Genomic DNA, 14,680 nt, shown 5'->3' with positions numbered 1-14,680 from the left:
CATGACCTAACGCCCCGCACGGCCGACAATTGTCGCAAGCGTGCGCCAGAATATCCAAGCCTCAAACCGTAGGCTGCGGTTGGCGATATAGTAAAGATCAGCCTCGACCTTGCGGGCGGTGGCAGCGATACCTTCTGCATACCCGATTTCGGTCTGCGCAAAACCGCTGATGCCCGGCAAAACGGCATGGCGCGCACGATAGCCGGGGATGTGATGCAGATAGGTTATCGCGTGGTCATAGCAGTCGGGGCGCGGCCCGATTAGACTCATCTCACCGCGCAAGACATTGATGATTTGAGGCAGTTCGTCGATCCGACTTTGGCGCAGCATAGCACCCAGACTGGTGATGCGCTCTTCCTCAAGCGGTTCATCCACACGCCGCGTCTGTGCTGAAGGCGTCATCGTGCGAAACTTGAAGGCCTTGAAAGATGCGCAATTTCGACCCATCCGGTGCTGCGTGAAGAAGACAGGGCCGGGGTTGGCAGCGTGATTTATCACGAACAGAACCACCGCCATCGCGCACAGAACAGGAAGAAGAAGCACGCAAACCAAGATATCGAAGCCACGTTTCCCAATGGCAAATCCAGCGGGTGTCAGCACGACAGCATCAAGCTGAGAGGTCTTCAACCCCTCTATCTGGCCCGAGGGGGCGCCAAATTCATACATGATATTCCTAAAGGTTGCAGTCTACTGCATTATAAACACCTTTAGGTTGATATCATGGTTTTTTTAGACGTCAAATAAAATTGAACATATCGCACATGCGGTGTGGCCCCTGCCCTTGTCGCCGGGCAGGGCTTTACTCCGCGACCGGAACTGGTGACAGGCCGAGCAGGGGAACCGCGAAACCGGCGTCCAGCCCAGTGATTGCGATCAAGCAGTCCGCCGCCAGACTGGGAAAGCTGCCCGGCGACAACGGTGACCAGATGCGCAGCGCGGCCTGCGCCACCGATGCGGCAGCAATGTCGGCGTCGTCGGCATGATCCGGCGCGCGCAATGGCTGCGCGGCGACTTCCGCGAACTGTGGCTCCGCCAGAAGTGACACCAACGCATAACGCGCACCGCGTTCATCTTCCCACATTGCATCGCCAAATGTATGTACATCTGCCGATGTATTGCCGACACACAGGGCAAACTGGTTGGCGGGTGCCGTCAGATGTTCAGGGCAGGCAATGGTAATTCGTAAAGTCACAGCGTTACGCCTGTACGGGCGGCCACCCATGCCTCAAGCTCGGTAATCTGCGCGGCATTGGGGTGGGCTACTGCCGCGGTCCAGACCTGCAGCCCGAACAACCGAAACGCACCGGGAATGCTGCCCGTTACTTGGCCCAGCCCAACGCGAAGCGGCTGTGCGGCAATTGACTGAGTGGTCAGTTTCTGACCCGTGTCGATGACTACGACCCCGTCCAGCCGCGCCGTAACACGACCGGCAACAGCCTGCACCGTCACCACATGTCGCGCGTGGTTTCCCCAGACTGAGGGCGACGCGACATTTGTCGCTGACACGCCCTGTTGTGACATGCGGCTGTAATATTGCAATCGATCGATATTTGGTCTCACCCCGATCGACATACCATTAGTGCTGGTCCGGCTGATCTCGGCCAGATTCACGCGGGCGGTGCCAGATGTTGACAGCATCTGATACCCCAGCACCATCGTTATGGGGTTTTGCACGTCAAATACCGCCTCTGTCAGCAGGCCGTCATCGACGCCATCAGACTCAATCCAATGCAGTACACCATCGGTCCGATAGGTTGGTCGCGCAGCACTGACCGGTTGTGCAAGATCGTGCCCATTAGACGAACAATCCTGCCACAACCCCACTGGCTGATTGTCTTGCGTCACCGCCACCGTGCCGGCTGGATCCTGAAACAGCCCGCCCGGCTGTGCAGGGTCGAAGAAAACCGACGGTGACGCGTTTAGGGGTGAAAACGCAGCCGGACCAGACTCCGTTCTTCGGCGCAATGCGACCGCCGGTATGTCGTAACCCAACCCCATCATCAGACAAGCACGAAGGCGTGGATGCCGGTGGCCGTAGTGCCGGTGGCCAGAATACGGCGGATACCCACGGGCAGGATTGCATTGTCACTTACGGTCACCACCCGGTCATGCCCCGCAACCGAGGTGAAAGCAACCGCGCCCCCGGTTTCAACATAAAGCGCGACGGCGAAATGGCTCAGGTCCACCGCATCGGACGGAGTGACCGGCGCCATGTCGGTAGCGGGCCCACGCAAAGAAAGCGAGCGGTTCTCAAAGGGGTTGGTCATCATTTGCTCCTGACATAATCGCACGATGTGCACCGCCATGCCGAAGAATCCGACGGCGGCCACGGATCGTCCGAGTCCTAAGGAACAGGGGTTTCAAGGGTCTGACCCAGCCGGTCGCCGTTATCAGGAAACGTTAACCGATGGGCGACTGCGGGGCGCCAGTTGCAGGCCGCGTGATAACACGTAAGGCCTGATCCCGCTGCAACTGCGTCCACAACCCATCCAACGCACCCTTGCGATTTTTTGGGTTGCGATAAATCCGCACCTGAAGATCAGCCGTCAGCCGCTCATCGACAATCGCCAGCCGTCCACCCACCAATTCGGTTTCACACAGGCTCAGCGGCAGCCAGCCCATGCCAAACCCCTCAAGGATCATGGCTTTTACACTGCTGGCCAATGCGTTCTGGTTAACGACCAGCATCTTTTGCGGCCTGACTGCTTGGCCCAACACGAAATCCTGCACCGCCCGCAACGCGGACCCGGCCCCATAGGACAACAGCGGCATGGTGTCCTTGCTGCCGGGTTTGAACCGGAATTCGGCCTCGCCACCCCCCCTTTTGGTGCGTGACACCGGCACGAACCGGTCGGCCGACAGGGTAAGATGTTCGAAATTCGCGACCTCAAGCGGACCCAGAAACTCCATCGACGGGTGCCAATAGGTCAGGATCGCATCACAATAGCTTTGCTGAAGTGCACTGACAAACTGGTCCGCGGCCCACGAGGTCGAGTTCAGATCCGTGTCCACCCCGCCGCTGCTGACAAGCGGGGCGATCAAAGATTTGTAATGGGTCATGTAAAGCGATTGCGACGCCGCAAAGCGGATCACATTCTCGCTGGTCGCGTCAATGGTCTGACACCGTTCGATCGTCTCTTCATAGGTGCGCAGCATGATGCGGGCTTGTGACAAGAACACCTCACCTGCCGGGGTCAGCGCCAGGGGCAGGGTGTCGCGGTTGATCAGGCGCACGCCGATCTCGTTCTCAAGCGCGCGAATACGGCGCGAGAATGCCGGTTGGCTTACATTGCGATCTTCCGCCGCGCGCGAGAAATTCTTGCACGCGACCAAAGCTTCAAAATCTCTGAGCCAGGCAATATCCAAAGACGCGGGTCCATATCAGGTGCCGACCATCCCTTCGTCCAACCGACCTTCCTCGACAGCGTGGCAGGCCACAAGACTGCCGTCGGGCTGGTGAATGGCGTTCGGCTTTTCACTACTACATCTGTTATTCGCAAACGCGCAGCGGCTTTGGAAGGGGCAACCTTGCGGCAAGTTGATCGGCGTCGGGATCTCGCCTTTCAGGCGGATATGGTTCGGCCGGTCATCCTTTAGCTGCGGCACAGCGGACAACAAAGCCCGAGTATAGGGGTGTTTGGGGTGAGAGAACAGGGTGGCCGTGTCAGCAACCTCACACACCGATCCAAGATACAGCACCGCAACCCGTGTGCCGAAATGTTCAACGACGCTCAGATCATGGGTGATGAACAGATAGGTCAGGCCGCGGCTTTCCTTGGCCTCAAGCATCAAATTCAGGACTTGCGCTTGAATAGAGACATCAAGCGCGCTGATCGGCTCATCCGCGATGATGAATTCGGGGTCGACCGTCAGGGCGCGCGCAATTGCAATCCGCTGGCGCTGACCACCCGAAAATTCGTGCGGGTATCGCTTGGCCCAACTGGGGTCGACGCCGACCGACATCATCACCTCGGTGACTTTATCGCGCACCTCAGCCACCGAGAACGTAGGGTAGTGATGGCGAACAGGTTCTTCCAAGGCCTGCCGGATCGTCATGCGCGGATTCAGCGACGCATAGGGGTTCTGAAAGATCATCTGGATCTTTTTACGCAAGGGCTGCATTTCCGCGCGCGACCTGTTGTCGATCCGCGCGCCATCATAATGGATCTCGCCCTTGGTCGGGGTCAGTAGCCCGGCAACCAACCGCGCAACCGTGGATTTGCCGCAACCACTTTCACCAACCACGCACAATGCCTCACCCCGGTTGACGTCCAGCGTGACATCGTTCACCGCATGAACGCCACGGGTTTCGCGGACAAAGCGACCATTGCGGAACTTCAGCGTTTCCAGCCAGCCTTGATCAAGGTCGAACCGTTTTTCAAGGTTCCTGATTTCGACCAAAGGAGTCTGAGCGTTCATGTCTTTCATGCGTCCTGCTCCTGTCGTGCGCCCTCGGCGTGAAGTCGTTCAACCTCGTGGCAGGCCACCCTAACCTCGCCGTATTGAATGATCTCGGGCAGTGTCGTGCGGCACAGATCGGTTGCATATTCGCAACGTGGATTGAACGGGCAGCCCGGCGGAATGTTCGTCAAGGACGGCATATTGCCCGGAATCTGACGCAGTTTCTGACCCGGCAGGGTTTGCTGCGGCAAGGCGTTGATCAGCCCTTGGGTATAAGGGTGCTGCGGATCGTTGATGATCTCGCGCGTGCGTCCGGCCTCGATGATGCGGCCTGCATACATGACCAACGTGCGTTCGGTCATCTGACTGACGACGCCGAGATCGTGAGTGATCAGGATCAGGCCGACCTTGTTGGACTGGCACAGTTCCAGCAGCAGTTCCATGATGTCCGCCTGAATGGTCACGTCCAGCGCGGTGGTGGGTTCGTCTGCGATGATCAATTCCGGGTCCAGCAGAAGTGCAATCGCGATGATAATCCGCTGGCGCATCCCACCGGACAATTCGTGCGGGTATTGGTTCAGCCGCTCCTCGGGCGAGGGGATATAGACCTCGCGCAGCTTTACGATCGCGATCTGGCGCGCCTCTTCCCGACTTAGCTTGCGGTGCGCCATCAGGGTTTCCAGCATCTGCTGCCCAATGGTCAAAACGGGGTTCAGCGTGACCATCGGATCTTGAAAGATCATCGCCATTTTGTCGCCACGCAACTCGCGCAGGCGAGCATCGCTCATCTTCACCACATCTTCGTCGTGAAACAGAATTTCGCCACGGTCCACGAAGCCAGGACGGCTGATCAGATTCATCAGGGCAAACCCGGTAATCGACTTGCCCGCACCGCTTTCACCGACAATGCCCAGCCGTTCCCCCTTGGCCAGATCAAACGAGATGCCATTCAAGGCGGTTACGGTTTCGTCGCGCATGGCGAATTTTACGGTCAGATCGCGAACCGAAAGCAATGACATCGCGTTATCCCTTATAGAGTTTCGGGTTCAGAACGTCGCGCATCCAGTCGCCCAGCAGGTTGATCACCAGAACCAAGATAACCAGCACCACACCGGGGATCACCGTGATCCACCAACTGCCCGAAAAGATATAGTCGAACCCGGACGAAATCAGCGACCCAAGTGACGGTTGGCTGGGCGGCATACCCAGACCAAGGAAGCTCAGCGATGCTTCCGAGATGATCGCGTTAGCCACCTGCACAGTCGAAATGACGAAGATCGGCGACAGCGAGTTCGGCAGGATATGCCGCACCATGATCCGACCGGGGCCGAACCCCAGAACCCGCGCGCTGTCGACATATTCCTTTTTCTTTTCGGCCAGTACAGTGGCGCGGACCGTCCGCGCGTATTGCGGCCATTCCGCGACGCCAATCACCGCGATCAGGAAAAATACGGCATAGCGATTGAACAGCTCGGACCCGAACATCGCTTGCGTAACCGCCAGAAAGATGATCGCCACCATCAAGGTCGAAAAGGAAAGCTGAATATCCGCCATCCGCATCAGCAAACTGTCCAGCCGCCCACCGATGTATCCCGCGATCAAACCAATCGAGATGCCCAGAAATGCCTGCAACGCTACGGCACAAATACCGATCATCAGAGACAAGCGCGTGCCGTAAAGAATGGTTGACCAAAGGTCGCGCCCTTGGTCGTCAGTGCCCAGCATGAACTCGGGCAAGGCGCCGTCGATCCAAGCGGGCGGATACTCCGAGTTCATGATGTTGATTTGCATCGGGTCATAGGGATCATAAGGCGCGATCACCGGCGCAAGGATCGCCGCCGCGGCGATCAGCACGAAGATGATCAAGCTGACCACCGCCACCGGATTGCGCCGGAAGCTATACGCCATATTGGAATTCACGATTTTCGACCAGCGCGAGGGTTCCATGGTTGGGGAAACGGTCTCGGTGTTCATGCGCCCATCCTTGCAAGGTTCACGGTCGGGTTCACCAATCCATAGATCAGGTCGACGATGGTGTTGGTCACGACGAAGATGAAGCCGACGACGATCAGATAGGCCACGATCAGCGGGGTATCGACGCGGTTGACGGCCTCAAGGAACATGAAGCCCATGCCCGGCCACTGAAAGACGGTCTCGGTCAGGATGGTATAGGCCACCATGGTCCCGATCTGCACACCGCCCACCGTGATGACCGGCAGCAAAGTGTTCTTCAGCGCATGCACGAAGTAAATCCGCCACGGCTTGATCCCCTTGGCGACGGCGTATTTCACGTATTCGGATTGCAGAACTTCCATCATCTCGGCCCGGATCAGGCGAACAAACAGCGGCAACATGATCGAGGCAAGGGCAATCGAGGGCAGGATGATGTGCATCCAGCCGTCGGCCGTTGCGAAATTGGTTTCCCAATAGCCCCAGACATGCACGACATCGCCGCGCCCGAAGGATGGGAACCAGCCGTATTCGACCGAAAAGACAAAGATCATCAGAATCGCGGTCAGGAAAACGGGAATCGAAATGCCGACAATGGATATTCCCATGATGATCCGACTCACGATCGCATCGGGTTTGATCGCGGTATAGACACCCAGCGGGATGGACAGACCAATGATGATGACTGTCGCGCCCAGCACAAGCTCCAGCGTGGCGGGCAGTTTTTTCATGATCACATCCAGCGCGGGTTCCTTGAAGAAATAGGACGTGCCCAGATCACCCTGAAGCGCATTGCCCGCAAATCGCAGATACTGGGTGATGAAACTGTCGTTCAGCCCCAGATCGTCGCGCAACTGCTGGCGGACCTCTTCTGAAACGGACTGACCGACCAGCTCACGCAGGGGGTCGCCCAGATTGCCCTGAATGGCAAAGGCGATAAGCGAGATGACGAACATCACGGCTATCGCCTGAAAAACTCGCTTCACGAGATAGGCAAACATCTGAATGACCTTATTCGTTGGGGGTGGCGTCGCAGGATACGGCCTGAAGGACCGTCAGACTGCAACGAAGAGGCAAACCGGGCCAACGGTACACGCCAGCCCGGTTGCAGGTTTCCTTATTCGACGACCAGATCACCGAAATAGGGGAAGTTCAGCGCGTTCACGATCTCGCCCGAGTTCATGCCGGCCTTCGACCCCCAAGCAAGGTTCTGCCAGTGCAACGGAACATAGGCGGCGTCTTCGTACAAAATACCCTCCAGCTTTTGCAGCATTTCAGCGCGCTTGTCCTGATCGGTTTCTGTGTTGGTCGCGATCATCAACGCATCGGCTTCTTCGTTGCAATAGTTGCCCGAGTTATACTGTCCATTGCCGGTGTCGGCATCCGGACAAGCTGACAGGAACTGGTGGAAGTTAGCGGAATCTTCCGTATCCGCATGCCAGCCGATCATCATCATGTCAGCGGCACGTTCGTCAAACTTCGGCCAGTATTGCGCTTTCGGCAAGGTTTGCAGGTCCACTTTGATGTTGATCTGCGACAGCATCGAAGCAACGGCCTGTGCGATCTTGTCATCGTTCACATAGCGGTTGTTCGGCGCCATCATGGTCAACGAGAAACCATCGGCATAACCTGCTTCCTCCATCAACGCCTTGGCTTTTTCCACATCAAAACGCGGTGTCAGCGACGGGTCATGGCCCAGATAACCTGCCGGGCTGGCCTGTGCCGCAACGGTGCCGAAGCCACGCATAATGCGATCAACGATACCGGCGTTGTTCACGGCATAGTCAATCGCCTGACGAACGCGTGCGTCTTTCAAAGGTTCCGAACGTTCCTGGTTCATCTGGAAGGTGATGATCCGGGTGCCGGGCATGGTGATCAGGTCAACGCCATCAGCATCGGCCACACGTTGCAGATCGGTCGGCGGCACCGGCGCGATGAAGTCGACATCACCAGACAGAAGCGCAGCCACGCGGGTCGGGTCTTCCTTGATCGGGGTCAGAACGATCTGGTCCACATTGCCTTTGCTCTCGGTGTCCCAATAATCCGCGAACCGATCAAACACGACTTTCACGCCTTGCTCACGTTCGGACACAACATAAGGGCCAGTGCCCGACACGTTACGCGACGCGAAGCTATCACCGTGCTTGACGATCTCGGACTTGTCTTTGCCGTCATCCGTTTCGCCAGTGTAAAACGCGCTGTCCATCGGGAAGATGTAGGTCGCAGTGTGCAGAACCAGCGGGTAAGGCTCGGACGTCTTCAGATCAAAGGTCATGTCATCCACGACCTCGACATCAGTGAAGGGCGCAAAGATGCCCTTGAAGTCATCGCTTTTCTTCAGGCGGTCAAATGTCCAGTCCACGTCCTTCGCGGTCAGCATGTTACCTGAATGGAACTTGACGCCGCTTTTCAGCTTGAAGCGCATGGTGGTGTCGTCGATCTGTTCCCAGCTTTCGGCCAGGCGCGGTTCGAACTGAAGATCCTGCGTCCAGCGCACCAGCGGGTCATAGACCATATGAGATAATTGCAGCGTGCCGCCCGACAGTTGTTCATGCGGGTCCAGCGATACCGGGTCGGCGTCATAGGCGACGCGCACGGTATTTTCGGCGTAAGCTGCCGACGCCATTGTTGCCACGACGGCCGCAGCCGTCAGGCTTCTGACGAATTTTGTCATTGAGATACTCCCCTGTGTTTGTGCCAGTGAAGCTAGCCCCCTGTTGACGCAAAGGGCAAATGCCTAAAGCGAATAGCCAATGCGCCGAACGCATGGGATGCCAGAAGATACGCAACTTTTCGCATTGAAATCTCATTACAATCAATCTAGTTATAGACCTATAACTTTTTGATCGGAATCGTCATGTCCGCGCCCAAGGAAAAGATACCGCACCGCTGGATCAAGCCAGTGGCGATCATTGCGCTGATCTTCGGGGCGATGACGATATTTTCTGGCGGCAGCGTGTTGTTTGGCCCCGCCCCTGCACGGGAAGCTGCGGGCAATTACATCGAATTCGTCGTCTGGTTCAATTTCCTTGCGGGTTTTGCTTATGTCATCGCGGCCATCGGGCTGTGGCTGGATAAGGTATGGGCGCCCTTGCTTGCGGGCATCATCGCGGCTGCCACCGCCATCATCATCCTTGCCTTTGCTGCCACAATCATCTCTGGCACCACGTTCGAGGTCCGCACCGTCGGCGCACTCGCCTTTCGGTTCCTGTTTTGGACCATCATCGCCCTTGCCACACGCCGCACAAGCATACGCCCGTGAAAACCCGCAAACCATCCGGCGACCGCAAGGCTGAAATCCTGGCCGCAACCCTTGATCTGGCGTTCGAGGTTGGGCCGGACCATGTCACAACCGGCCAAATCGCAGGGCGGCTGGGCCTGACCCAGCCCGCGATCTATAAGCACTACCCGCGGAAAGAAGACATCTGGATCGCCATTGCCGATAGCGTTGTGAAACGGATCGCGCAGAATACCGCGCTTGCCGCAAATTCTGAAAAGCCTTCCGCCGACCTGCTGCGCGACATGGTACTGGCACATCTGCATCTGGTCCGCGACCACCCGGCCTTGCCTGAAATCATGGTGACGCGCGACCCGACCGGACGCCTCGCCCAGACACGCCAACGCGTCTTGGAGGCGATGACCGAATTTCACAACGCGCTTGTCCTGTGCTGCGACCGGCTGCGCCTCGCGGGCCAGTTGCGCTCAAACCTAACCCCCGACGACTGCGCCACGCTATTGGTCGGCCTGATCCAAAGCCTCGTGTTGCGTCTGATCCTGACCCGCGACACCGGGCATCTTGTCCAGGACGGCACCCGCCTTCTGGACTTGCAATTATCACTTTTTGAACCTGAAGGAAGCCAGCCATGAAAACCGGCTTGAAACTGGCGCTGATCACCCTGCCCATAGCCTTGGTGGGCGCCGCCATCCTGGCTTATGTCGTGGCAAACCGTGCCCCGCCCGAACGCATTGACCTTGCCGAGCGCGCCAGCGCCGTGCGGGTCACAACCGCGAAGGTTCGCGAGATCACGCCAACCGTGATAGGCTTCGGCGTCGTGACGCCCGCCCGAACCTTCCAAGCCATTACGCAGGTTGGCGGCACGGTCGATTACGTAAACCCCGCCCTCCAAGATGGGCAAATCCTGCCCAAAGGGGCTGTGTTGTGGCGGTTGTCGCCCACGGACTTCAACCTTGCCATCGCGCAGGCCAACGCCAACATCCGGTCCGCCGAAGCACGACTGGCCGAATTGAGTGTATCCGAAGAAAACCAGCGCGCCGCGCTTGAGATCGAGCAAGAAGCCCTGTCAGTCAAGGCATCCGACCTTGCCCGGGCCGAGGCCTTGTTCAAAGCCGGGACAATGACCCAGACCGCCCGTGACGCGGTGCGCGCCGCCCATCTGGCCCAGCGGCAAAAGGTGCAGGGCATCGAAAGCACGCTGGCCCTCTTTCCCACGCAGCGCGCCGTTCAAACCGAACAAATCGCCTTGTACGAAGCCAATCTGGACACCGCCGAACTGAACCTTCAGCGCAGCAACATGACCCTTCCGTTCACCGCCCGCGTCGCGTCCCATTCGATCGAGGTGGGGCAGTTTCTGAACGTCGGCCAATCCGCCGCCACATTGGACGGTGTGGATCTGGCCGAAGTCGTCGTGCAGGTTGCTATGGACCGTTTCCGCCGTCTGGTCCAATCACACGGCGACGCGCCCAGAACCTTGCCAATGGACCCCTCGCAACTGACCGATGTTTTGCGCACACTGAAACTGCAAGCCCAGGTGCGCCTGTCTTTGGGGGACGAGGTCGTAACATGGCCCGCCACCGTCGCCCGGCTAAGCGATGGGATCGACCTCAAGACCGGCACGGTCGGCGTCGTGGTGCAGGTCGACAATCCTTATGGGCGGACAGAGGCCGGAAACCGCCCTCCGCTGGCCAAGGGAATGTTCGTCGATGTTGCTCTGCGCTCGACCCCGGTATCGGGCATCGTTCTCCCGCGCAGCGCCCTTCATAACGGACGAGTCTTCGTCGCCGATCAGGACAACCGGCTCAGCACCCTCGCGGCCAGTCCGCACCTACTGCAAGATAACATCGCGCTATTTACAGAAGGTGTTCCCGAAGGCAGCCGGATTGTGCTCAGCACGCCCATCCCGATGATCGACGGCGCGCTTCTTGACCCTCATCCAGACCCCGCTGTGATCGACCAGCTTCTGGCGGAGGACGCGGCGCAATGATCCGATTTTTCACCGCTCACCCAACCATCGCCAACCTGTTGATGATCCTGTTCCTGTCCGCCGGCTTGTTCGTCAGCCCCACCTTGCTGCGCGAGACCTTTCCCCGCGCTGCGCCCAACGAGGTTGAAGTCACCGTCCCCTATCCCGGTGCCCGCCCGGAAGAGGTTGAAACCGCCATCTGCGAGCGGGTCGAAAACGCACTGGACGCCGTTACCGGCATTGAACGCCACAACTGCGAGGCGCGCGAGAACCTTGGGCGTGCGGTGGTGACGATGCGCGAGGGCGAAAACTTTCAGGGCTTCGTCGCCGATGTTAAATCGGAAATTGAAGCCATCACCGATTTTCCCGACCGGGCCGAGACCGCGACCATCAAACCCCTTGGGCTGACCGATTTCGTCGCGTCGGTTGCCGTCACCGGCCCCGAAACGCGCACTGATCTGAAAGATTACGCCGAACAAGTCCGCACCGGTATGCTGCGTTGGGGCGGCATCCCCAAGGTGGACATCCGCGGCTTTTCCACGCGCGAGTTACAGATCAACCTGCATCCCGGTGCCCTTCAGAAATTCAACGTCTCGGTGGCCGACATCGCCCGCACCGTACAGGCGGGCAGCTTGGACTTGCCCGCAGGCAGCATCGAGACATCGACCGAGACCCTTTTGCTGCGCGTGGCCGAAGAACGGCGCGACACCGCTGAACTGGCCGCGCTTATCGTGCGGTCCTCGGCCGATGGTGGTCAAGTTCGGCTGGGCGATTTGGCCGACATCTCGCAAGGGTTTGCGCTGGACGATGACGTAATCCTGTTCGACGACAAGCCAGCGGCAATCCTCGACATCACCAAAACCCGCGCCGAGGATAGCTTGCGCACGATGGACGCGCTGCAATCGTTTCTTGAGAACGAGCGCGCCCAAGCCCCGCCCGGTGTCACTTTAGCAATCACCGCCGATGGTGTTTCAGTCGTGCGTGACAGGTTGACCTTGGTGGTGGTCAACGGGCTGCAGGGGCTGGCTTTGGTCTTCCTTGTCTTGTGGCTGTTCTTTGGCTTTCGCTTTTCGTTCTGGGTCGCGATGGGGCTGCCCGTATCCTTCATGGGCGGCGTCGCCCTGATGGGCTTGATCGGCTATTCGCTGAACCTGATGACGACGCTGGGTTTGTTGATCGTGATCGGGCTTTTGATGGACGACGCAATCGTGATCGCCGAAAACATCGCCCGCCTGCGCGAAAAAGGCCGCAGCCCATTGGATGCGGCGGTCGAGGGCGCGACACAGGTGTTTCCCAACGTGCTTGCCTCGTTCGGGACGACCGCGATGATCTTCGGATCGCTTGCGTTCCTGTCGGGCGATCTGGGCGCGGTCTTGCGCGTGGTGCCTGTCGTTATGCTGTTTGTCCTGATGGTCTCGCTGATCGAAGCTTTTCTGATCTTGCCCCACCACCTGATCCACAGCCTTGAGGTCGCAAACAACGATACCGGCCTTCGCGCCCGTGTCGAACATGCGGTCGACTGGACGCGCAACCGTGTTGTCGGGCCGCTGGTCGACCTGACGATCCGCTGGCGCTATGCGGTCGCTGGGGCAAGCGTTGCGGTGCTTCTGATCGCAACCAGCATGTTGGCGGGCGGTTATTTGAAATTTACCGCCTTTCCCGAACTGGACGGCGACACGATTGTCGCGCGGGTGCTTCTGCCGCAGGGCACCCCCCTGTCGCGCACCGATCAGATCGTTGACCAGTTGGAGGCAGGGCTGGACCACGTCAACGCCACCCTGACACCACAGCAGCCCGATGGTGCAGAACTGATCCGCCATATCTCGGTCTTTCATGGGCTGAACCGCGACGCTTTTGAAACCGGCGCGCATGTGGTGACGTTGAGCGTCGACCTTCTGCCATCGGCTGAACGACGCAGCACCCCCGACGAGATCATGGAGCTTTGGCGCGACACGGTTGGGCCGGTGCCGGACGTGATCAGCCTGAAATACGCCGAAAGCACCATCGGCCCCGCCGGGATCGCGATTGATTTGCATCTGAAAGGCGACGACCTGACGGCACTGAAGGCCGCGTCGGTCGAATTGCAGGACTGGCTTTGGCAGTACAAGGGCGTGACTTCAATCCTTGATGATTTGCGCCCCGGCAAACGCGAGCTACGTGTGACGCTGCGCGATGCTGCAGGCCCTATGGGGATCACCGCCACGATGATCGCCGATCAACTCAGAGCCGCTTATTTTGGGACCACGATCAGCGAAATGCAGGTCGCGGGCAATCTGGTCGAAGTCACCGCCCAGCTGGCTCCGCAGGATCGCAGCAGCCACAGGGTGTTCGACACGTTCAACATCACCCGCACCGATGGAACGTACGTGCCGCTCAGGGTGGTGGCAGATGTTGAAATCGGGCAGGGATACAGCCGCATCAACCACCAAGACGGTGTGCGCAGCGTCGTGGTGCAAGGTGCAATCGACACCCGCATCGCAAATTCAAATGCTATCGTTGGCGACACAATGGAACGTTTCGTGCCCGGCCTTCTTAAGCGCCACCCGTCCATATGGCTGGATGTCGAAGGCCAGAACGCCGAGGCTGGCAAAACCCAACAATCCATGCTGAAGGGCTTTTTCATCGGACTTCTTGGTGTATTTCTGCTGCTCAGCTTTCTGTTCAGGTCTTATATCGAGCCGATCATTGTAATGCTGGTCATTCCACTGTCGCTTCCAGGCGCGATCTTCGGGCACATGTTAATGGGGCTGGATTTCTCGATGCCCAGTATGTTGGGCTTCGTCGCGCTGGCGGGCGTTGTCGTCAACAACTCGATCCTGTTGGTCGATTTCGTGAAACACGAACACGCCGATGCGTTAGACGTGTCTCAAGCTGCGGCCCGGGCCGCACGTGCCCGGTTCCGCGCAATCTTCCTGACCACCACCACAACCACGGCTGGACTTCTGCCGATCCTCACCGAAACCAGTCTGCAAGCCCAGATTCTGATCCCGCTTGTGGCCAGCCTTGTGTTTGGCCTTCTGACCGCAAGCCTCGTGGTGCTGTTCGTCCTGCCCGCCATCTACGCCATTCTGGATGACTTGAACCTAAGCACATTGTCGAAGGCATGACGGGTCGACGAACTAACGTTG

14 protein-coding genes are annotated in these 14,680 nt (G+C 58.6%); 4 read left to right on the top strand and 10 right to left on the bottom strand.

The features are described from left to right. Positions 1–6: 6 nt before the first annotated feature. The 10 genes from MN186_RS14605 to MN186_RS14560 form a co-directional block, all read right to left on the bottom strand. Complete coding sequence (locus MN186_RS14605; protein ID WP_242115106.1) at positions 7–666, bottom strand: sugar transferase; 660 nt, start codon at positions 664–666, stop codon at positions 7–9. 133 nt (positions 667–799) lie between these two features. Next, positions 800–1,192, bottom strand: a complete 393-nt coding sequence (locus MN186_RS14600) for a hypothetical protein (protein ID WP_242115105.1) — start codon at positions 1,190–1,192, stop codon at positions 800–802. Further along, entirely contained in the window at positions 1,189–1,965 is a 777-nt protein-coding gene (locus tag MN186_RS14595; RefSeq protein ID WP_242115104.1) for a hypothetical protein, read from the bottom strand. The genes MN186_RS14600 and MN186_RS14595 overlap by 4 nt, the downstream gene beginning before the upstream one ends. A 35-nt stretch (positions 1,966–2,000) precedes the next feature. Next, positions 2,001–2,267, bottom strand: a complete 267-nt coding sequence (locus tag MN186_RS14590) for a spike base protein, RCAP_Rcc01079 family (RefSeq protein ID WP_242115103.1) — start codon at positions 2,265–2,267, stop codon at positions 2,001–2,003. 133 nt (positions 2,268–2,400) lie between these two features. Beyond that, complete coding sequence (locus MN186_RS14585; RefSeq protein ID WP_242115102.1) at positions 2,401–3,366, bottom strand: LysR family transcriptional regulator; 966 nt, start codon at positions 3,364–3,366, stop codon at positions 2,401–2,403. 15 nt (positions 3,367–3,381) lie between these two features. Continuing rightward, positions 3,382–4,428, bottom strand: coding sequence for an ABC transporter ATP-binding protein (locus MN186_RS14580; RefSeq protein ID WP_242115101.1), 1,047 nt, complete (start codon positions 4,426–4,428; stop codon positions 3,382–3,384). Beyond that, on the bottom strand, positions 4,425–5,420 hold the full coding sequence (locus MN186_RS14575; protein WP_242115100.1) for an ABC transporter ATP-binding protein: 996 nt from the start codon (positions 5,418–5,420) through the stop codon (positions 4,425–4,427). The genes MN186_RS14580 and MN186_RS14575 overlap by 4 nt, the downstream gene beginning before the upstream one ends. 4 nt (positions 5,421–5,424) lie before the next feature. Beyond that, on the bottom strand, positions 5,425–6,375 hold the full coding sequence (locus MN186_RS14570; RefSeq protein WP_242115099.1) for an ABC transporter permease: 951 nt from the start codon (positions 6,373–6,375) through the stop codon (positions 5,425–5,427). Then, a complete protein-coding gene (locus MN186_RS14565; RefSeq protein ID WP_242115098.1) occupies positions 6,372–7,352 on the bottom strand; it encodes an ABC transporter permease in 981 nt (326 codons plus the stop codon). The genes MN186_RS14570 and MN186_RS14565 overlap by 4 nt, the downstream gene beginning before the upstream one ends. A gap of 116 nt (positions 7,353–7,468) precedes the next feature. Next, the gene (locus tag MN186_RS14560; protein WP_242115097.1) at positions 7,469–9,025 is read right to left on the bottom strand and encodes an ABC transporter substrate-binding protein; all 1,557 of its coding nucleotides are present in this window, start codon (positions 9,023–9,025) and stop codon (positions 7,469–7,471) included. Positions 9,026–9,208: 183 nt separating this feature from the next. Between MN186_RS14560 and MN186_RS14555 the strand changes: the two genes are divergently transcribed. The 4 genes from MN186_RS14555 to MN186_RS14540 are packed head-to-tail and all read left to right on the top strand — an operon-like array spanning position 9,209 to position 14,659. Next, positions 9,209–9,613: a hypothetical protein gene (locus tag MN186_RS14555; RefSeq protein WP_242115096.1), complete on the top strand. Its 405-nt coding sequence runs from the start codon at positions 9,209–9,211 to the stop codon at positions 9,611–9,613. Continuing rightward, entirely contained in the window at positions 9,610–10,218 is a 609-nt protein-coding gene (locus MN186_RS14550; RefSeq protein ID WP_242115095.1) for a TetR/AcrR family transcriptional regulator, read from the top strand. Before MN186_RS14555 ends, MN186_RS14550 begins: the two co-directional genes overlap by 4 nt. Continuing rightward, positions 10,215–11,573, top strand: coding sequence for an efflux RND transporter periplasmic adaptor subunit (locus MN186_RS14545; RefSeq protein WP_242115094.1), 1,359 nt, complete (start codon positions 10,215–10,217; stop codon positions 11,571–11,573). Before MN186_RS14550 ends, MN186_RS14545 begins: the two co-directional genes overlap by 4 nt. Beyond that, positions 11,570–14,659 carry an efflux RND transporter permease subunit gene (locus tag MN186_RS14540; RefSeq protein WP_242115093.1) on the top strand — a complete coding sequence of 1,030 codons (3,090 nt, stop codon included), beginning with the start codon at positions 11,570–11,572 and terminating at the stop codon, positions 14,657–14,659. Before MN186_RS14545 ends, MN186_RS14540 begins: the two co-directional genes overlap by 4 nt. The last annotated feature ends 21 nt before the right edge of the window (positions 14,660–14,680 follow it).

Origin of the sequence: Aliiroseovarius sediminis, from assembly GCF_022678485.1 — a bacterium.
GTDB lineage: Bacteria > Pseudomonadota > Alphaproteobacteria > Rhodobacterales > Rhodobacteraceae > Aliiroseovarius > Aliiroseovarius sediminis.
The sequence above is the reverse complement of the archived record's forward strand: the minus strand, read 5'-3'. Positions and strand labels throughout refer to the sequence as shown.